General features: G+C 59.6%; 16 protein-coding genes. 10 read left to right on the top strand and 6 right to left on the bottom strand.

The annotated features are described in order from the left end of the window. Nucleotides 1–137 precede the first annotated feature (137 nt). From RFN28_RS17025 to RFN28_RS17035, 3 genes are all read right to left on the bottom strand, one after another. Nucleotides 138–1235, bottom strand: coding sequence for a polyamine ABC transporter substrate-binding protein (locus RFN28_RS17025; RefSeq protein ID WP_320288453.1), 1098 nt, complete (start codon nt 1233–1235; stop codon nt 138–140). A gap of 154 nt (nt 1236–1389) precedes the next feature. Further along, nucleotides 1390–3765 (bottom strand): aminotransferase class III-fold pyridoxal phosphate-dependent enzyme, encoded by a 2376-nt coding sequence (locus RFN28_RS17030; protein ID WP_320288454.1) that lies wholly within the window; start codon nt 3763–3765, stop codon nt 1390–1392. 173 nt (nt 3766–3938) lie between these two features. Then, nucleotides 3939–4838: a LysR family transcriptional regulator gene (locus tag RFN28_RS17035; RefSeq protein ID WP_320288455.1), complete on the bottom strand. Its 900-nt coding sequence runs from the start codon at nt 4836–4838 to the stop codon at nt 3939–3941. 299 nt (nt 4839–5137) lie between these two features. On the opposite strand from RFN28_RS17035, the gene RFN28_RS17040 reads away from it, so the two are divergent. The 5 genes from RFN28_RS17040 (at nt 5138) to ggt (ending at nt 9791) form a co-directional block, all read left to right on the top strand. Continuing rightward, entirely contained in the window at nt 5138–5779 is a 642-nt protein-coding gene (locus tag RFN28_RS17040; RefSeq protein WP_320288456.1) for a GntR family transcriptional regulator, read from the top strand. Nucleotides 5780–5832: 53 nt separating this feature from the next. After that, a complete protein-coding gene (locus RFN28_RS17045) occupies nt 5833–6684 on the top strand; it encodes a transporter substrate-binding domain-containing protein (RefSeq protein WP_320288554.1) in 852 nt (283 codons plus the stop codon). Between the two features lie 74 nt (nt 6685–6758). Next, a complete protein-coding gene (locus tag RFN28_RS17050) occupies nt 6759–7472 on the top strand; it encodes an ABC transporter permease (RefSeq protein WP_320288457.1) in 714 nt (237 codons plus the stop codon). Further along, nucleotides 7469–8161, top strand: a complete 693-nt coding sequence (locus RFN28_RS17055) for an ABC transporter permease (RefSeq protein ID WP_320288459.1) — start codon at nt 7469–7471, stop codon at nt 8159–8161. Before RFN28_RS17050 ends, RFN28_RS17055 begins: the two co-directional genes overlap by 4 nt. A 37-nt stretch (nt 8162–8198) precedes the next feature. After that, entirely contained in the window at nt 8199–9791 is a 1593-nt protein-coding gene (gene ggt / locus RFN28_RS17060) for a gamma-glutamyltransferase (RefSeq protein ID WP_320288461.1), read from the top strand. Nucleotides 9792–10076: 285 nt separating this feature from the next. On the opposite strand, the gene RFN28_RS17065 is transcribed toward ggt, so the two are convergent. Next, a complete protein-coding gene (locus tag RFN28_RS17065; RefSeq protein ID WP_320288463.1) occupies nt 10077–10976 on the bottom strand; it encodes a LysR substrate-binding domain-containing protein in 900 nt (299 codons plus the stop codon). Between the two features lie 196 nt (nt 10977–11172). On the opposite strand from RFN28_RS17065, the gene RFN28_RS17070 reads away from it, so the two are divergent. The 5 genes from RFN28_RS17070 to RFN28_RS17090 all read left to right on the top strand — a co-directional run bounded on the left by RFN28_RS17070 (nt 11173) and on the right by RFN28_RS17090 (nt 17501). After that, the gene (locus RFN28_RS17070; protein ID WP_320288464.1) at nt 11173–12276 is read left to right on the top strand and encodes a glycine cleavage T C-terminal barrel domain-containing protein; all 1104 of its coding nucleotides are present in this window, start codon (nt 11173–11175) and stop codon (nt 12274–12276) included. After that, nucleotides 12273–13889 carry an AMP-binding protein gene (locus RFN28_RS17075; RefSeq protein WP_320288465.1) on the top strand — a complete coding sequence of 539 codons (1617 nt, stop codon included), beginning with the start codon at nt 12273–12275 and terminating at the stop codon, nt 13887–13889. Before RFN28_RS17070 ends, RFN28_RS17075 begins: the two co-directional genes overlap by 4 nt. Beyond that, entirely contained in the window at nt 13886–14674 is a 789-nt protein-coding gene (locus RFN28_RS17080; protein ID WP_320288466.1) for a crotonase/enoyl-CoA hydratase family protein, read from the top strand. Before RFN28_RS17075 ends, RFN28_RS17080 begins: the two co-directional genes overlap by 4 nt. 3 nt (nt 14675–14677) lie before the next feature. Further along, the gene (locus tag RFN28_RS17085) at nt 14678–16366 is read left to right on the top strand and encodes an acyl-CoA dehydrogenase family protein (RefSeq protein ID WP_320288467.1); all 1689 of its coding nucleotides are present in this window, start codon (nt 14678–14680) and stop codon (nt 16364–16366) included. Nucleotides 16367–16589: 223 nt separating this feature from the next. Next, the gene (locus RFN28_RS17090) at nt 16590–17501 is read left to right on the top strand and encodes an AraC family transcriptional regulator (protein WP_320288469.1); all 912 of its coding nucleotides are present in this window, start codon (nt 16590–16592) and stop codon (nt 17499–17501) included. Between the two features lie 38 nt (nt 17502–17539). On the opposite strand, the gene RFN28_RS17095 is transcribed toward RFN28_RS17090, so the two are convergent. Both RFN28_RS17095 and RFN28_RS17100 read right to left on the bottom strand, forming a co-directional pair. After that, nucleotides 17540–18949: an aminotransferase gene (locus RFN28_RS17095; protein WP_320288470.1), complete on the bottom strand. Its 1410-nt coding sequence runs from the start codon at nt 18947–18949 to the stop codon at nt 17540–17542. A 750-nt stretch (nt 18950–19699) separates the two neighbouring features. Beyond that, nucleotides 19700–20596, bottom strand: coding sequence for a LysR family transcriptional regulator (locus RFN28_RS17100; RefSeq protein WP_320288555.1), 897 nt, complete (start codon nt 20594–20596; stop codon nt 19700–19702). Nucleotides 20597–20800: the final 204 nt, after the last annotated feature.

Here is a 20800-nt window from a genome sequence, read left to right on the forward strand (position 1 = left end):
TGCGCGTTACCGGTCCAAGAGATTCCGGCATGTCCCCCCGCCATTCGTCTGTCGCATGGCCATCAGATGGCGGCAGACCTTCACGCAGAGGCGTCGCTGGAAAAAATGGGGCGGTGACCGCCCCATCCATATCCCGTTTAGCTGCCCGTCTTGATCTGGGTCCAGAGGCGGGTGAGTACGCGCTGCTCCTTGGACCCGTACGGAGAAATCGTGAAAAGCTTCTTCAGCGTCTCCTGCGTCGGATAAACCGACGGGTTCTTCAACACTGCTTCGTCGATGAACTTCTGCGAGGCGAGATTGCCGTTGGCTGTTTGGACATAGTTGGTTGCCTTGGCAATGACTTCCGGCCGCATCAGGTAGTTGATGAAGGCGTGCGCCTCATCGACATGCTTGGCGTCGGCAGGGATCGCCAGGTTGTCGAACCACATATAGGTGCCTTCCTTAGGGATCAGGTATTCGACCTTGACCCCGTTGTTGGCTTCCTTGGCGCGGTTCTTGGCCTGCAGCACGTCGCCCGACCAGCCGATGCTGATGCATTTATCGCCATTCGCCAGATCGTTGATATATGCAGAGGAGTTGAAGGTGCGGACGTAGGGCCGGATTTTCGTGTAGATGCCACCGCCGGCTTCGAGGTCCTCTTTGTTCTTGCTGTCGCCATCCTTGCCGAGATAGTTCATGGCAACGGCCATAGTCTCCTCCGGGGCATCGACGATATTGATGCCGCAGTCCTTTAGTTTGGCCGCATTCTCCGGCTTGAAGAGCACATCCCAGCTGTCGATCGGCACGTCGCCGAGCGCTGCCTTCACCTTATCTACATTGTAGCCGATGCCGGTGGTGCCCCACATGTAGTTGACGGCATATTCATTGCCCGGGTCATACTTGGCCAGGCGCGCCATCACCTCGGGCCACATGTTCTTGAGATTCGGCAGTTTGGGCTTGTCGAGCTTCTGGAACACGCCGGCCTGAATTTGCCTGGCCAGAAAAGGTCCGGTTGTAACCACCACGTCATAGCCGGAGCCGCCGGCAAGCAGCTTGGTCTCAAGAATTTCGTTCGAATCGAAGGTGTCGTAGACGACCTTGATGCCGGTCTCCTTGGTGAAATCATCAAGGATGGAACTGTCGATATAATCAGACCAGTTGTAGACGTTGACGACCTTGTCCTGTGCCAACGAGACGCCTGCGGAAAACAGGGCAGCCGTCATCGTGACAGCCAGTCCGAATAGCTGTTTCTTCATGAAGATTCTCCTGTTTGGCCCAGCCTGCCATCCTGCCGGCAGGTCTGCTGCTCCATTCTCGAGGGCAATGAGAGCATTATTGACCTGACGATCGTTCCCGATTGTCTGAAGGCCAGCTTGTCACTCGTTATTCCAGATGAGTCCCTGGCAGGGTTCATTGCTGCCTTCTCAAGCTGTCGTCAAAAGCGCTGACGAAAATGTCGACCTCGTTTCGCGACCAGATCAGTGGCGGGCGTAGCTTGAGGGTGTTGGGCGTGCCTTTCCCTATGAGGATGTTTCGGGCAAGCATGTCTTCGACAAGCCACTCGGCTTGTGTCACGGCCGGTTCCTTTGTGAGACGATCCGTCACCAGTTCCACGCCAGTCATCATTCCAAGTCCTCGTACGTCGCCGATGATGGCGTGCCGTTCAGCCAGACGCCTAAGCTCCTGCCGCAGATAATCTCCGATGGCGGCGCCCCGCCTGATCAGGTCTTCTCGCTCAATGACGTCCAGCACGGCCATGCCGGCCGCGCATGCGACGGTGTTGCCGCCGAAGGTGCTGAACAACTGCGGGTAGGTGCCATTGAGGAACCGCTTCATGAGTGCCGAGCTGAGAATGACAACGCCGAGAGGGTGGCCATTTCCAACCGGCTTGCCCATCGTTATGAAGTCGACGTTGTCGTCCTTGAGCCCGTTTGCCCGGAACCCCCAAAAGGTTCCCATGCGGCCACAACCGGCCTGCACCTCGTCCGCAATGACGAACCCGCCCGCCGATCGGACCTTTTCCGCGACAAGATTGAAATAGTTTTCAGGCGCCCGCAGCACCCCGCTCGAACATAGGGCGGTGTCGACCATGAATGCCGCCGGCCCGTGGCCTCTTTCGCGCAAGGCGGCTATCGCCTTGTCGGCGTCGGCAGCATATTTCGCTGCTGCTTGGGGGTCGCGGGAAAAACGGCCCCTATACATATCCGGGGCCGTCAGGGTCTCAATGCGTTTGGGATGCTTGTCAGCGGGAAGATGACGCCAGCTTTCATTGGAGAGGGACGTCGTGAGCTCGGTGCATCCATGGTAAGCTTGGTCAATTATCAGCCCCCCGTCCTGCCTGCTGAGTGACATGGCTATCTGCATCGCCAGGTCGTTGGCTTCGCTGCCCGAGTTGACGAAGATGCAGGTGTCGAGGTGATCAGGCAGGTCGGCGGTCAGGCGCGCCGAGTACTCGACGGCCACGTCGCACATATACCGCGTATTGGTGTTCAGCGCGCTGGCCTGGCGGTAGATCGCTTTCGCCACGTGCGGATGACAATGACCGATCTGAGGGACGTTGTTGTAGACATCCAGATAGGCGGTGCCATCGGCGGCATACATCCAGGCTCCGTGAGCGCGGGTGATGTGCAATGGCTTGTTGTAGAAATGCCATATCGGTCCCAGGTGAGCTTCGCGCTCGTGCCTGAGCACGTCATAGGCATATGCGAGATGCTCGCCATCGTTGCTGATGGCGCCATACACCGGAAACCGGCATACCTGACGAAGCCGGCGGACCGCCTGTGCGCGACCTTGACGGCTCAGCAACTCCATCATCCGAGGGTAGTGGCCGGCGTTGTCGATATGCGGGATGCCGGATTCATCCGTGGCTTCTCTCGCTTCCACGATGACAGTGGCCATGGCGAGGCGCAGAAGGAGCGCATCGAAAAGGAGATCGATCTCGTTTTCTTCAAGCGGGTATATCGAATCGAAACCTGATGTCACGTCGCAAAGGTAGGCGATCGGGTCGTCATCGAATTTCGAGAATGTCTCGGAAGCGGTCACAATGTCCGCGACAATGGAATTGTGGCCCATATCGCCAAAGTCGATGATACCCACCGGCGATGTGCTGTCATTGGGATCGACAAGGACATTGCCGCCATGCGAATCCTGATGCACGACTTGGCGACGCGTCTTCGACAATTGCGGAAGGGTAAAGCGCTCGGCGCGCTCGAAGATTTCCTCGCACAATTGCCGAAGCCTGACGTTGGAGATCTTTGCTATCTGCGGGCGCAGGGCCAGGGCGCGTGAAATGTCCCAGAGGTGCACATTGCTGCCTGCGTAGGGATGAAAAAAATCGCGCAGCGCATAGGCAAGCCGTCCTACTATCACTCCTATGTTGAACCGAGTGGCGGCGGAAAAGGCTTCCTCAACCTGCTCCATGACCTTCCCCGGAAGGAAAGTAAGCACACGCACCATGTGCCGGCAGCCGCGCTCGTCCTCGATCCATTCATATGGGGCGCCAGCGAGGGAGGGAACAATGCGAGGCACCGGCAGGGCCGGATCGCGCTCGAAGATATGGTTCAGGGCTTTGACCTGCATATCCACGACGCCTTCAGGTTCGCCTATATTCGATATCTTGACGACGACGTCGCGGCCATCGGTGCCCTCGATCCGCCACGACAGATCACGCTCGGAAGCCAGTTGCCTGTACGTCCCCTCGATCCCGTACCGGGTTGCCACGAGGCGCCTTGTCGCTTCCGGCGAAAAATTGGGAAGGTTGCGAAGCAGCAGAGCGTCCGTGCTCATTCCATACCTTAAGGCCAAATATCGACACCCGACGTGGCGACCACGTCGAAGTTGCACGTTTGGCAGGGAAGTCCGCAGGTGGCATTTTTGCGCGGCGCATCGCCAGCCGTACGAGAGGCTAGACCTCTATCGACATGGCAAGAATATCATTCAGAGAACGGATACATTGGTTTTTACAAATGCATCCGGTGCGCCCTGATGATCGCGTCGCGGACATAGGCGACGTTGGCGGCCTGCTCGCCTGTTCGCGTGGCGACCTCGATGTCGGCTGAATAGGCCTCATCGGCTATGGGAAGTCGGCGAAGACGCCCCTGCTGTTCGAACATGCTGGCAAAATGTATCGGCAGGACCCCGAGGTAGGCGCCTGACAGGACCATCAGAAGCTGCGCCTCAATATCAAAGGTTACCCGGTTCGCGGCTGCGGTGTCGAAGCGGTGACGCCGAATACCATACCAATATCCTCTGTGTACCCATGGATGGCCGTAGCATTCCGCACTCGTAATCGTCTCGTCATTTCGGCAAAACAAAGGATGCGTCGAGCCGCAAAATACAGCGTGCTCTTCTTGGTAGATGATCTGGTATTGCACGCTTGCGACTTTGATGTCGGAGCCACCTATTCCGATGTCTATTTTGTTTTCCGCCACGGCCTTCGTTATGTCGTTGGGGCGCATGATCTTGAGATCTAGCTCGATTTCCGGCGCAGCTTTGGAAAGCTCGGCAATAGCGTCGGAAAGCCGGAAACTTGGGTCGGTCGCTAAGCAGTCGACAATGCCGACGCCGACCTTTCCCGCCAAAGCGCTTCTAACACGCGAAAGCCGTGCCGAACCGGCTTCCAGCATCCCGGTAATTTCCGTGCTGATTTCGTAAACCCGCCGCCCTTCCTCCGTGAGCGAAAACCCGCGCCGCCCCCGTTCGCACAACTTCACGCCAAGCCGTTGTTCAAGCGCGGTCAGATGGTTGGAGATCGTAGGTTGGCTGAGCGACAGTTCCATCTGTGCTGCAGACATGCCGCCATTGCGAACCACGCTTTCAAAAACGCGAAACAGATGGAGATCGGACCCCGATATCTTCATGAAAAGCAGATTGCACCAAATGTACTGGCTGGCAATTCGGGCAGGCGGCTGATGCAGGTCACGCGCAAACCGTCATTTCCATCGGGCGCCGAATCGAGGCGGCCGACTTTGTGAGCAACCTGCTGGGAGCAAAAGGCTGCCCGTGCCTGCGAAGCAGCCGATGATCGCCCTACCTTCCTTCCCCTCCCCGCTCCGCTACCGGGTATTGACGCTGCAACCAAATCCGGATTTGATAATACGTGGATACAAAAATACTTTCCGGGTGCCAAGTGCCAGCAGCCTTCTCCGTCGAGCCACGCATGTCCGCCACTGCAGAGGAGGAGGCGTACAGGCATCTTCAGCGGGCGCTTCGCCTCGGTCGTTACAAACCGGGTGAACGGCTAATCCCCGAAGAGATTGCTGCCGAGATCGGTATGAGCCGCATGCCTGTGCGGGAAGCCTTTCGGCGCCTGGCTTCCGACGGACTGGTCGTTCTGCGCCCCAATCGGGGATGTGTCGTGGCTGGCCTCACGGTCGATGAGCTTTACGAGATCTTCGAAATACGTTCGGTTTTGGAAGGACTCGCTGTCAGGCTGGCGATGCCACGGATCGATGAGGAGGCGCTCGAAGAATTCGAGAACCTACTCGATCGCATGGAACGCGCCGGGCAGAGCGGCAGCAGCGACTGGGTGGTGCGACATCAGGAATTCCATGGCCGGATCTGTGCACTCAGCAGGAGGCCCAAGCTCATCCACCAGATCTCGGCGCTGCACGTGGTGATAGAACCATACATGCGGATTTGGTTCGACGACGCTCATAAGCCGCTTTCCGCGCGCGAGGAGCACGCGGCGGTGATCGCGGCTTTGCGCTCCGGCGACGGACGTCATGCCGAAGAGGTTATGCAAAATCATATTCTCGGGACAGCACCGTTGCTGGCCGAGTTTGTGGGTCCGAGCCGGTGACGCACGCCAGCCGGACAGAAATGGCCAGTCAGCCAATGAAAAAGGGGAACCAAATGAAAATTTGTCGTTTGGCCGCGATTGCGGCCGCATTCAGCATGCTCGTCTTCACCCACGCCACTTTGGCACAAGACGCGCCGAAGGCGATAACCATCGCGACGGAAGGCGCCTACGCTCCCTGGAACTTCACCAACGCAGACGGCAAGCTTGACGGCCTGGAGATCGAGCTTGCTAACGATCTTTGTGCACGGATGAAGATCAAATGCACCATCATTGCCCAGGACTGGGATGGTCTTATTCCGTCGCTTAAGGTCGGCAAGTTCGATGTGATCATGGCCGGGATGTTCATCACACCGAAGCGGCTCGAGACCATAGACTTCACCCAGCCCTACGCCGTCGATCCGGGCGGATTCGCCGTCGCCAAGGACAGCGAGCTTGGCAAGCTCGGTTTTTCCGCGGAGAAGTTCAATCTGGACGACGAGGCTGCATCCATGGCCGCGATCGAGAAGCTGAAGCCGCTGCTGAAGGGCAAGGTGGTCGGCGTACAGGCGGCCACGATGATGCTCGATTTCGTAAAGAAGTACTTCGGCGACACGGTGGAAATCCGCGAGTACAAGACCACCGAGCAACATGATCTCGACCTCGCCGCCGGCCGGGTCGATGCTCTTTTTGCGCAGCGGACGGCGCTCGCCGCGACACTCTCAAAACCTGAATTTGCCGATTACACCCTCGCCGGACCGGGCTTTGTGGGCGGCCTTTTCGGCCGCGGAACCGGTGCGGGGCTGCGCAAGGAAGACACCAAGCTCAAGGAGATGCTGAATGCGGCAATCGACGGTGCAATCGCCGACGGTACCATCAAGCGTATCTCAGAGAAATGGGTGAGGACGGATGTGACGCCGGTCAAGTAGGCGCGGGCGGACCTGCCCGGCGGAGCGGCGCAAGCCGTTGGCGTCGGGCAGCGCGCTGAAAGGCTGCGATTTACATGACCAACCCTATGCATATTTTGGGCTTGCAAGAGGGCGGCTGGGGAGCCGCTCTGCTTGTCGCATCCGGTGTTACGCTTGCACTGTCCGTTCTCGGCTTTATCCTCGGCGCCGCCTTCGGCTCCGCGGCGGCGGCCGGTCGCCTCTCGTCCCGCGGCGTCCCCGCTTGGCTCGCCCATGTCTACGGCACAGTATTTCGCGGTGTGCCCGACTTGCTGACGATATACCTCCTCTACTACGGCGGCAGCATCGCCCTGACGCAGATTGGCAAGTTTTTTGGCAGCGCCGGCTTCGTCGGGCTGCCGACTTTTGCCACCGGTGTCTTGGCGATCGGCATCATATCGGGCGCCTATCAGGGAGAAGTCTATCGCGGCGCCTACCAGGCCGTGGATCGCGGCCAGTTCGAGACCTGCAAGGCGCTCGGCCTGTCCCGATTTCAATCGCTACGCCTCATCATCGTGCCGCAACTGATGCGCCACGCCCTGCCGGGGCTTGGCAATGTCTGGCAGCTGGTGCTCAAGGACTCGGCACTGATCTCCGTCATCGGCCTCGTCGAACTGATGCGCCAGGCGCAGATCGGAGCAGGTTCGACGCGAGAACCTTTCATCTTCTATATTGCGGCCGCCGCGCTCTACTTCGTCATCGCCGCCGTGACCGCTTCCGTCTTCCGTTATGGCGAGGCGCGGGCCTGGAGAGGCATGGTCCACGCGTGATCGACTTCGCCTTCTTTCTCGAGATCATGCCCGTCCTGCTTGCTGGCCTGCCGTTGACCCTGCAGCTTACTGCAGCCTCGATGGGCATCGGTTTCCTTATGGCGTTGCTGCTCGCGCTCGCCCAACAGGGAAATCGCCGGATCGTGGTATGGCCCATCCGTGCCTTCGTTGCAGTCTTTCGCGGAACACCCCTGCTGGTGCAGATCTTCCTCATCTATTATGGTCTCGGCCAGTTTCGGCCGTCGCTCCAGGCGATCGGAATCTGGTGGCTGTTCCGCGAGCCTTACTGGTGCGCCATCGTCGCGCTCAGTCTCAATGAAGCTGCCTATGGAAGCGAGATCCTGCGCGGCGCAATAAAGGCTGTGCCGCGCGGACTGACCGAGGCCGCTACAGCCTCCGGCATGTCGAAGCTGCTCACGCTGCGCCTGATTGTGCTGCCTCTGGCCCTGCGCCAGGCGATCCCGAATTACAGCAACGAGATCATCCTCATGATCAAGGGCACGTCGCTTGCATCGATCATCACGCTGATGGAGGTCACCGGGATCGCGCAGGGGCTTATTTCGCAGACCTATCGCGCCGTCGAGGTCTTCGTGGCTGCCGGCACGATCTATCTCGCCCTCAATTTCACAATCATCTCGGCACTGAACGCGCTGGAAATCCGGCTCACTCCCTATCGGGCTCGATCCTGAGACATGTCTCGCCGCAATGACGAGGAGAACTAACGAAATGCGCGATTTCGAGAAGCCGACGCGATCCGTTGCCGTGTCGCGACATGCGATGGCAGCGACCTCGCACCCTTCCGCCACCCTAACCGCGCTGCAGGTCATGCAGGCGGGTGGAAACGCCATGGATGCCGCCATTGCAGCCTGCGCAGTCCAATGCGTCGTGGAACCGGGCTCGACCGGCATCGGCGGCGACTGTTTCGCGCTTTATGCGCCCGATGGCTCTGATCAGGTCATCGCCTATAATGGGTCCGGCCGCACGCCGGCGGCCCTCACTGCCGACTGGTTCGACGAGCGGGGGCTGACGGAGGTGCCGCGCCAGTCGCCCGCGGCAGTAACGATCCCCGGGGCGATCGACGCGTGGACACGCCTGCACGCCGATCACGGCGGTCTCCCCTTTGCCGACCTGCTCGCGCCCGCGATCCGCTTTGCCGAGGAGGGTTACGCGATCACTCCCCGCGTTCACCGCGACTGGTCCCTCGAACAAAAACTGCTCGCGGCCGACGCCACGGCTGCGCGAATCTTCCTTCCCGGCGGAACGGCGCCAAAGATAGGCGAGGTTCACCGTCAGCCGGAGCTGGCGCGTACGCTGAAACGCATTGCTGCCGAGGGACGCGTCGCATTCTACGAGGGGCCGGTCGCCGAGGAAATAGTGTCCTATCTGAACTCGCTGGGCGGGCTCCACACGCTGGACGACTTCGCGAATGCGCGCGGCGAGTATGTTACCCCGGTGACAACCGATTTCCGCGGCTACACGGTCCATGAATGTCCCCCGAACGGCCAAGGCATCATCGCTCTCTTGATCCTGAATATCCTGAATCGTTTCCACGCCGAGGGGGATCCGCAGTCGCCTGACCGGCTGCACGTCGAGATCGAGGCGACGCGCCTTGCCTATGCCGCCCGCGACGCCTGGATCGCCGATCCAGATAAGGCGGACGTCCCGGTCGACCACCTGCTGTCCGACGAACTGGCGGACAGGCTTGCGGGAATGATCGACCTGAGCAACGCGCTGACAGACCTGCCGCCCTTCGAAATGCCACTTCATCGCGATACCGTCTATATTTCGGTCGTGGATCGAAATCGGAATTCGGTAAGCTTCATCAACTCCACCTTTGACAGTTTCGGCACCGGCCTCGTCTCGCCTCGCTCGGGAGTGATCCTGCACAATCGCGGCCAGAGTTTCTCGCTCAAGCCCGGCCATCCCAATCGAATCGGGCCATCGAAACGGCCGCTTCACACGATCATCCCCGGAATGGTTACGCGCAACGGCAGAGTAGAAATGTCGTTCGGTGTTATGGGTGGCTACTATCAGGCGCTCGGCCACGCCCATCTGATCTCCAAGGTGCTCGACTACGGGATGGACCTGCAGGAGGCGATCAATCTGCCGCGCTTGATGCCGACATCCGACGGAACAAGAGTGGAGACAGAGCATAAGATTGACGCTGCGACCAAAGCCGAGCTCGAACGTAGAGGCTTCACTTTTTCTCCAGCGGATGAGCCGATCGGCGGCGCTCAGGCGATCCGGATCGATTGGGAGAACGGCACTTTGACCGGCGCGTCGGAACCAAGGAAGGACGGAATTGCTCTGGGGATTTAGCGCCCCGGCCATTCGCGGTGCAAGGTACCAAAGGTGCAACGCAACCCGCAAATACTCCGAGTTCTGACGGGGTGGAGCATCCTTCCTCTGCAGTTGAGACACGTCGGCGTTTGAGCTACTTCGATAACCATCTCGTCCAACCCGAGGCTTCCTTGCACTACTCGCAATAGGCACCTCTGAAACCCTTTGCCGCTCCGCCTGCTTATCTTGGTGACGCAGAATTTGCTGCTCGGGCCAGTCCAGCGGTGTTGACCGCCAGATACCCTCGGCTTGCGAACCGATACCTCACATAGTGACGCGATCGCGGACCGCGGCGTCGAGCAGCCAGTCGACGAAAAGCGCGGCGTCAGGATGCAGGCCCCTTCCGAGGGGCTCCAACAGGTGAAAGGCCTCGTCAATCGGAACTTCGAGATCGAATGGCGCGAACAGTCTGCCAGATTTCCGTTCTCGATTGGCAACCGACAACCGCCCGAGTGCCACGCCGCCACCTTCTGCCGCGATCTCGAATGCCGTTAAAGAGGTGTCGAGTTGCAAGCCTTGCCCGGGGTCGACCGTCTTTGCCTCGGCGGCATTCAGCCAGATCCCCCAGCCTTCCTGGTATCCGAGCACATGCAGTAACCGGTGTTCCCGCAGATCGTCGGGCCGCTTCAGTGGTCGCTTATCGACGAGGCCAGGGGCGCAGAGGGGCGTGATGGTCTCCCATGTCAAACGATGACTCCGGACGTTGCTCCAGCCGCCGGTGCCGTACTGAATGTCGAGATCGAAGACGTCCGTGTCGAAGGCATCGTTCCAGACGCTTGAGATTATCCTGACATTCTTGTCGGGATTACAGTCCAGAAATTCCGGTAGGCGGGGCGCCAGCCAATTGACCGCAAACGACACCGCGCATCGCACGGTCAGCTCCTTCGCTCGGCGCCCACCGAACACCTCTCGGGTACCGATAGCCAGACGCTCGAATGCGTCGCGCACCTTCGGCAGGTAGGCCTCCCCGGTCTTGGTCAATTGCAGGCTGCGAGGGTGGCGGATGAACAGCTGATGCCGCAGGCTGAGCTCGAGCGATTTGACGTGCTTGGAGATGGCAGCCTGAGTCAGATTTAGCTCTTTGGCAGCATCGGTGAAGCTGAGGTGGCGCGCGGCGGCTTCGAAGGCGCGCAGCCAAATGAGAGGCGGCAGATCGAGCTGCATGAGTCATCTCCAACCTATGTATAACAGAAACGTGGTCATTGTCTGCGAAACGGTTGTTTGACGCAACACTCGATGCCGAGACATTCAAGGCTCAACTGCCCCATGCGGGACGAGATGAGTCCCACTTCCGAAGATCAGAGCCGTCCCCGATGAGGTAGGCGGCAGTTACCGCCGATAATGCAGCCCGAGGGATCCAATGTTCTCGTTCTTCCCAACAGCCCGCGTCCGTCCATCGCCCTTCTTTGAAGCCGCCGTCGCGGAGGGAATGGTGGCTGCGAATGTCTACAACCGCATGATCATGCCGACATCGTTCGGCGACCCGGAGGGAGAATACTGGCGGCTGATCAACGGCGTCTCGCAATGGGATGTCGGTGTGGAACGCCAAGTGCAGCTCAAGGGACCGGACGCAGGACGGCTGGCACAAATCCTGTCGCCGCGAGATCTCTCCACCTGTAAAATTGGCCAAGGAAAATATGTGCCGCTTTGTAACCATCGCGGCACGATTATCAATGACCCGATCTTGTTGAAGCTCTCCGACGACCTCTATTGGCTCTCGATTGCGGACAGCGACATCTGGCTTTGGGCAAGTGCCATCGCGGCCGAACGCGGGCTGAATGTCGAGATTACCGAACCCGATGTCTCGCCCATGGCTCTGCAGGGACCCAAGGCCGAGGATGTCGCAGCCCATGTCCTGGGCGATTGGGTGCGCGCGCTGAAGTACTTCTGGTTCAAGGAAACCGAGATCGAAGGCATTCCGATAGCGGTGCAGCGATCGGGATGGTCCAAACAAGGCGGATTTGAGATCTATCTGAGGGATGGGACGAAGGGCACGAAGCTCTGGAACATCTTCAAGGAAGCAGGCAAGCCCTGGGGTATCGGCCCTGGCGCCCCGGCAACTGCGGAACGCACGGAGAGCGGACTTGTGTCGGTGGGAGGCGACACCGACGACGAAACCAATCCCTTCGAAGTTCGGCTCGGCAAGTATGTTGATCTCGGCGTTCCGGACGATGTTGTCGGAATCGGAGCACTCCGAAAGATTGAAGCCGAGGGACCGAAGCGGCACCAACTGGGTCTCATTTTCGATGCCTCGATGCCGATACCGTTTGGCTCCAAGCGTGAGGACATCACCTTCCAGGGCACCAGGGTTGGCGTGATGACGCATTGCACATGGTCGCCCCGAATGAAGGCCAACATCGGATATGCCTTGATATCGACCGCCGTAAAGGCCGGAACGACAGTCACCGTCGATCGCGCGAACGGTTCGATGGCCGCGCGGCTGGTGGAGCTTCCTTTCCTATGATTGACGAAGCGCCTTATCTCCGACCTCGGGCTGCCAACCACGTGCCGTTGACCCCGATCTCATTTCTCTACCGCACGGCTGATCTTTACCCTGATCGCGTGGCAATCATCGATGAGGAACGTCGCTTCACCTGGCTGGAAGTGCGCCGCCGCTGCGAGGCTCTGGCGGCGGGCTTGATCCGCTTGGGTGTTAAGCCAGGGGACGTCATTTCGGTCCTTGCCCCCAACACGGCTGAGATGTTCGAGGCACACTTCGCCGTCGCGATGGCCGGCGCGGTCCTCAACACCATCAATATCCGGCTCGATGCCGAAACTGTTGCCTACATTCTGGACCACGCGGAAGCGCGCGTGTTGATGGTCGACAGGCAATGCCGGCCATTGGCCGAGGCGGCACTTGCACGCATCGCGGGCGCCATGCCCACTTTCATCGATCTGGGCGGGCCTGGGGATGGTCCGGCCGGATGCATCCGCCACGCGGATTTGGTTCAGTCCGAAGCCGCCGGCTTCGTGCCGCTGCTGCCGGCTGACGAATGGCAGACCCTGTGCCTGAACTACACGTCCGGCACCAGCGGGCGGCCTAAAGGCGTGCTATACCATCATCGCGGCGCCTATCTCATGGCACTGGGCACAATCGCAGGCTGGGGACTGTCGGGGCATCCGACCTATCTTTACACAGTGCCTATGTTCCACTGCAACGGCTGGGGGCATGCGTGGACTATGACCGCCCTTGCCGCGACGATCGTCTGTTGCCGGCAGATCTCGGCCAAAGCGATCTTCGGGGCCATCGAGGCCTTCGGTGTGACCCACTTTGGCGGGGCGCCGGTCGTGCTCGGCATGCTGGTAGAGGCTGCCGAAGCCGAACCTTTTACGCTGCCGCATGCCGTTCGGGTCATGACGGCCGGAGCGCCGCCGCCTGCGGCCATTCTTGAGAAAGTCGAAGCCTTGGGCTTCGATGTGATGCAAGTATACGGCCTCACGGAAACCTACGGCCATGTCGTCCAATCCGTCTGGGACCAGGCATGGGACGGCTTGGATTTTACGAGACGCGCGATGATCAAAGCGCGCCAGGGAGTGCGCTTTCCGACAACGGAATCGGCTGAGATTTGGGACGCTCAATCCGGAGCGGGCCTGCCCCAGGACGGCAGCGCGATGGGCGAGATCGTGCTGCGCGGCAACACGATCATGAAAGGCTATCACAAGGATGAAGCGGCCACCGAAGCTGCCTTCGGAGGCGGGGTGTTCCACACTGGCGACGTCGCCGTGCAGCATCCAGACGGTTTTCTCGAAATCAAGGACCGAATCAAGGACATCATCATCTCTGGCGGTGAGAACATTTCCTCGATCGAGGTGGAATCCGTTCTGTATCGGCATCCGGCTGTCAGCGCCGCCGCTGTCGTGGCCAAGCACGACATCAAATGGGGCGAAACGCCTTGCGCCTTCGTGGAATTCAAGCCTGGTGCAACTGCCACCGCGGATGAACTGCACCAGTTCTGCCGGGAACGTCTCCCCGGCTTTAAGGTACCAAAGCATTATTTCTTTGAGATTTTGCCCAAGACTTCGACGGGAAAGATCGAAAAGTACAAATTACGGGAGCGGGCCAAGGCTTTTGCATGATGAAACAACAGTACATCACCATCGAGACGGAAGGCGCTGTAACAATCGTAACGCTGGCACGCGAGGATCGGCGCAACGCCATTAGCGAAGACATGCTGATGGAGATCGAAAACGTGTTTCGGGCGCCACCCAAGGGCACGCGGTGTTTCGTGCTTTCGGCCAGGGGCGCCCATTTCTGCGCCGGATTAGATCTGCGGGAGCATTATGAGAAGGACCGCTCTCCAGTCGAATTCATGACGATGTGCCAAGGCTGGCACCGAACCTTCGACCTCATTCAATTCAGCGGCATCCCTGTGGTAGCCGCGCTCAAGGGGGCAGTCGTGGGCGGCGGCCTCGAACTGGCGGCGGCGGCCCATGTCCGTGTGGCAGAGGAGAGTACCTTCTTTGCTCTTCCGGAAGGCCAGCGCGGCATCTTCACGGGAGGTGGCGCCACGGTACGCGTGGCCCGCATCATCACGCCGGCGCGCATGATCGACATGATGCTCTCGGCAAGGACCTACGACGTCCGACGCGGGCTAGATCTTGGCCTATGCCATGAAGTGGTTCGCGACGGCCAGGCGCTCGCCCGTGCCAAGGTGCTGGCTGCGCAGGTTGCCTCCAATCCCCCAACCACCAATTTTGCCATCGTGACCGGCATATCCCGCATCAATGACATGTCCACCACGGACGGCCTGTTTGCAGAAGGCCTGCTTGCCGCAGCCGTGCAAACCAACCCGGATATCAGGGAGCGGCTCGAGGCCTTCTTTTCCAGGAAGACCGAGCGTCTCGAACCAGGGACCAGGTGACAGATGACCTATCAACCGCCTGTGTCCCAGATTCTCTTGGCGATGCAGAGCGCCGGGAAGTTCGGCGCCCCTCATTATGCCGACCTCTCTCTCGATGATGCGCAAGCCATCATTTCCGAGGCAGGACGTTTTGCCGCCGAACGTATCGCCCCCTTGAACCAGGTCGGCGACCGGCTTCCTGCATCCATCAACGACGGGAAGGTCACCACGCCTCCGGGCTGGCGTGTAACCTATCGGGACTGGTGCGCAGCTGGCTGGAACGGTTTAGCAGGCCCCGCCGACCATGGCGGGCAAGGCCTTCCCATGTTGATGGCCGTGGGATGTACCGAACTGTGGAACTCGGCATCCATGGCCTTTGCTCTCTGCCCGCTTCTGACGGCAGGTGCCATCGAAGCGATTGCGGCGCATGCCAGCCAGGACCTCAAAGATTTTTACCTGCCCAAGCTCGTGTCCGGAGAATGGACCGGTACCATGAACCTCACGGAACCGCAGGCTGGCTCCGATCTTTCGGATCTACGCTGCCGGGCGGAACGCTTGGGCGACGGCACTTACTCCATCACCGGCAGCAAGATTTTCATAACTTACGGCGAGCACGATTGCGCGTCGAACATCGTGCATCTGGTCTTGGCGCGACTTGCCGATGCGCCTGCGGGTACGCGGGGAATCTCCCTGTTTCTCGTCCCCAAATTTCTGCCTGACGGAACACACAACGACCTGCGCTGCCATTCGCTCGAGCACAAGCTCGGCATACACGGTTCACCGACCTGCGCCATGACCTATGGTGACAACGGAGGCGCGAAAGGATGGCTGATCGGGGAAGAGAACCGCGGCCTCAATTGTATGTTCACGATGATGAACAACGCGAGGCTTCTTGTGGGCGTCCAGGGAGTTGCGCTTGCAGAGCGGGCCACGCAGATGTCGGTCGCCTATGCAAGGGAACGGCGCCAGGGAAGCGTTCCGGATCAGCGAGCAGGCGCGAGCGCAATAATTCGTCATCCTGACGTCAAACGAATGCTGCTTGAAATGCGGGCCAAGACCGCTGCTGCACGTCTGCTCTGTATGGCAACCGCCTCTTCGATCGACGGGAGCCTGAGAGCAAAATCAGCTGATGACAGACGGCTCGCGCATGCAAGGGCTTCTCTATTGACGCCGTTGGCCAAAGCCTACTCGACGGAGATAGCGGTCGAAGTAACCTCAAGTGCAATTCAGATCCACGGCGGAATGGGATACATTGAGGAGACGGGCGTTGCGCAGCTCTATCGCGACGCTCGTATTTTGCCGATTTACGAGGGCACCAATGGTATACAGGCCATTGATCTTGTCTCGCGAAAGCTACGTCTCGAAGACGGCGAAACGCTGCTTGATACCTTGAAATCCAGCCAACAGGGTCTGACGATCGTTGCCGGCGAACCGCTCGCAAGCCGTATTGTTTCTGAGATATCGGAACTGGCCAAGACGCTATCCAAAGCGCCCGATAGCGTCCAGTCGCTCGCGGCTGCAATGCCGCTCCTCCGCGCCTTGGCCGCTGTCATTGCCGGGGGATATCTGGCGGAAAGCGCGGCTCTCGTGCAAGGCGGCGCCACTGAAAGTGAGGCCCGCTATTTCATCACTGTTGAATTGCCTACCGCGATGGCTGCAGCAAAATCTGCGTTATCGGGAGCTGAGATTCTGGCAACATATAATCTACAGTAGCGTTTACCTATGGTGCCTGGAGACAAGAGCGGTCCTCCAATCGGGATACTCAAGGCGAGCCATCCACCCAGGCAAGCACGGTGCGGGCAATGGGGTGGGTGGGTGATCTTTGTGGATGCTCGCATAATCCTACCGTGGGTTGGCGTCGGCGGGATGGACGGGTGGGAGACAGCCTTCCGCCTCAGCTGGTGGTTCTGCTAAGTGTAGGAGGACACAACAACCTATGTACTTCGAAGCGAAATTTCACGACGCTGTCGAACAAGAGGCATCCTTGCCAGGTTGGCGGCAGGAATACCGCCAAATATCGAAGGGTGGATATAGCGGTCAATTATCCGCCATGCTCCTCCCAGGCGTGCAAATTATTCGCGAGATGATAAATGTTGAGACTGAACAAATTTTCTCAGCACCCAAAGACCGCGTCATTTTTTATTACTACCCTAAGCTCGATAGAACAGAGCTCGCGCATGGCGACATAATATTTACCGGCTCAGGGTTCGCATTGAATTGGACCGACCGGATCGGGTTTATGGATGCCCATAGTGACTTGCTGATGCTCGTACTGGATTGCAGAGCAGTGCTCACGGAACAGCAGCGCGTTCATTCGGGACATTTCGTCGGTTCGGCCGGGCAGCACGCGAGATTTCTGGCCGAATGGCTTTTGTCGCTTCTGGCTCTTTCCCGAGCATCAGGCTCCGAACTGACGCCTCAAGTGCTTTCGATACTCGCCGACATCATAAAGGACCGATTTGAGATTCTTTTCCAGTACAGCAACCGTCGTGAACTGCCATATGTCTTGGATGCTGAACGAACCTACAGGTTGGTACGAGATAAGTTGCACGCGGCGCCGAATGACGTCCACTCGGTAGCCTCACTGTCGCGCGATCTCGGGATTCCGGCCAGTTCCCTTAGAGGAGCATGCGCCAAACTGGCGCCTGTCCCGCTCGATCAGATGTTGATGACACTTCGGCTAAACGGCGCCCGCCGCGATCTGATCCAGGCACGCGATTCGACGAGGAAAGTCTCCGACATTGCCATGGATTGGGGGTTTTTCCATTGGGGCCGCTTTGCTAGTCGCTACCGAGAGCTCTTTGGCGAGACCCCTTCGCGAACCCGGAAGGGACGGCCCTCGCTCTGAGACCGAACGGCATGCCATGCCAGCCGATCAAGACGGCTTCAAGGTTGCCGCCACAGCCCCTCGTTTATCAGATCATTCGCGGTTGATGCGATCCCCTCACGCAACACCGCGACCATTGTGTCAATCTGAGTTCGGGTGATGATGAGTGGGGGCGACATCACACACATGTTGATGAGGGGGCGCACCAAAAGCCCCTTCTGTTGGCAATGGAAATCTATGCGTTTGCCGACTGCTAGATCGAGGTTGAGAGGATTCTTAGCCGATGGGTCAGCAACGCACTCAACGCCCGCCATGAGCCCCATTCCGCGCACTTCTCCCACAAGCGGCAGATCTTCCAACGTTTTTAGCCGATGTTGGAAATACGGACTGACCTCACGCGCGTGCTCAAGCAGACCGTCTTCGAGGAGTTCGATATTGCGGATCGCCACAGCGCAACCAATCGGATGGCTCGAATATGTCAACCCGTGCACGAACGTCGCGTTAGGGTGATCGGATTTGCGAAGTTCGTCAAAGATGCGAGCCGACACCATCACGCCGCCAAGTGGGAAATAGCCGGAAGTAACACCTTTCGCAAAGGTGATCATGTCAGGCTGTATCCCGAAAACATCCTCGGAGGCGAAGATGTGGCCGAGCCGCCCGAAGGCGGTTACGACCTCATCGGAGATGTAGAGGATATCATTCTGGCGGCAAAGTGCATGCATGCGCTTCAGGTAGTTAGCCGGTGAAACGAGCACACCGCCGCTTGCCTGGATCGGCTCCGCTATAAAGGCGCCGATACGGTCCGCACCTTCCTGCTCTATCAGTCGACGGAACTCGTCGACGAGATGGTCCTCAAACGCCTCGACAGAGAGCCCCTGCGCCCCGTGGAACACACTCGGGCTGCTGAGCTTGCGCACCAGATCGACGCCGTCCATCCAGTCATGATCGCGGGGGCGGCCGTTGAGGGATGCGGTTAGGTGGGTGGAGCCGTGATAGCTGCCTTGACGCGAGATAAGTAGCTTCTTCTGAGGCTTGCCCCTTACGTTGTTGTAGAATTGCATCAATCGAATTGCAGTCTCGACGGCCGATGATCCGCCTGTCGTGAAGAACACGTGGCGCAAGTCGCCCGGTGCTCTGGCCGAGAGCATTTCCGCTAGCGTTTCGGCCGGCTCATTGCTTGTGTACCAAGGCGTAGAATAGGTGAGCGCCATCGCCTGGTCGCGCATAACGTTTGCTAGGATCTCGTTACGGTGTCCAACGTTGATGCACCACATACCCGCCGGACCGTCTATCAATTGCCTACCGTTCTCGTCGACAACGTACGTCCCCTCGCCCGACGTGATCAGTCCGCGAGCCTCCGCTCCGATGTTGCGGGCCACTGGCGCCGCCTGGACTAAGTGAAATCGCCTGTTCGCGGGCTCTCCGGGCAACTCCCGAGCGCCGGTCGTCTCACGGATTCTCCGGTCCATACGCTTCCTGCCCCGTTGCATCTGGCGTCTGAAGCGTAGTTGCTTAAGCCATCGCGCTCTAGCCAGGTCGGGAGGTGGCTGATGCTCAAAATTGAGGCACAGACAACTAGCCGCTCGATGTGTTGAGGAGAACCAGCTCCCAGCCGATACGACCGTCGAGAATCCTGATTGTCTGTATTTGTGAACTATTTTCAGATCACTGCCGCTCGGCAAAAGGGAGGCGCGAAGGCGGTCGAAACTCTTGCCAGATTTCCCGATGCGAGATCGTACCGATCCCAGGCCGCGCCGATGCGGTCGCGCCACGGAGGGGTCGCATCGAAGCCGTTCTCGATTGGAAGAGCGACTTGGTCCACCGCTGCGGAGGCGGCATTTCGAGGCAGGTTGCAGCGGACCTGCACACCACGGGGGGCGTCGTCTTGCGGCGCCCCTGGCCTAGGTACTGACTCGGTTGGGATGGATGGCCAGCGACTTGGGATAAAGCCGCTGGTGTAGAGGCTCCTTCGGGGGGTGGATGTCTCCGAGGCGCTGGAGGACGAGGACACACAGCTTAAGCGGATTCTGCCCGATACCAAGCTCGACGATGAGACGCTGGGAACAGCGTCATGAACGCCTCCGGATGTCGTGCCGGAACGCGGCAATGGTGCGGTAGTCCGGGCCAGCCAGCGCATCAACCAAAGCGCTCCGAGGCTCCGGGCATGTTCGCCTGCGGGCACCTGTCCACTGCAAGCGTCGCCGGCGACCCGCCGCGCGTCAGTCGCGCGATAGGGACAGCCCGGCGAGAAGCGAAGCGTACGCGGCAAGCCTGCGAAATACGAACTCCGTAAAGAGCCGCACGCGCTTCGTCTTGCGTGCCTCCCCCTGTGTGAGAAGCCAGAGCGTTCCGTACATGTGCAGGTTGGTACCCGGCACCCTCGCCAGCAGGGGGTCGGCATCTCCCACGAAGCACGGCAGCGTCGTCATCCCGAGCCCCTGCCGCACCGCGACGATCTGCGCCTCGGCATCCGTGACCCTGAACGGAACCTCGGCGGTGCGAACCTCACCCTCGTTGGCCCAGTCCGGGATTCCATGAATGCTTATGACGATCCAGCGGATGGGATCAGGCGCGCCCGCACGCCACGCGACCAGTCGATCGCGGGACATGTAGATACCGCCGAATACATCCGGTCCCTTCAGACCGTGAAGATTGAGCGGCAGGGTTTTGCGGTCGTAGACGACGCGAATCGCGACGTCGGCCTCTCGGTTGGTCAGATTTGCCAGCTCGCCGGACGACAAGATTTCCATCTCGATGTCCGGGTAAAGACGCGCGAAATCGGAGAAGTCCGGTATGAGCAGGTGGGTCGCCAGCGGCGGTGCCAGTGTCACTCGCAGAAGCCCGCGTACTCTCTGGTCGCGGCCAAAGACGCGCGTCTCCAGCTGGTGCGACGACGCTTCCATCTGGTCGGCGAGCTCGAGGACCTCCTCCCCCGCAGCCGTCAGGCGGTAGCCCGAAGGCAGCTTCTCGAACATGTGCGCCCCGAGCCGTTCCTCCAGTTGGGCGATGCGTCGCAGCACAGTCGAGTGGTTCACCCCGAGGCGCTCGGCGGCAGCCCGCACCGAGCCTGCGCGCGCGACGGCAAGAAAGTAGCGAACGTCATCCCAGTCGATCATGGTGCAGTCCAGCACCGCCGGGGTGCGCCTTCCAAAGCCCGTGTCCAACACATCGAACAGCATCTCGTATTCGAGTAGCACGGGCGGTCATCATAGCCCATGCCGACAAGCGCGGCCCAATTCCGAACGGCAGACACCGATCGTCGCGGCTGGCGTCAGTCATCCAGCCGGATCGATTCCGCACCACCGATATGCGCGCTTCTG

It is taken from the genome of Mesorhizobium album (genome assembly GCF_033977205.1).
GTDB classification, from domain to species: Bacteria; Pseudomonadota; Alphaproteobacteria; order Rhizobiales; family Rhizobiaceae; genus Mesorhizobium; species Mesorhizobium album.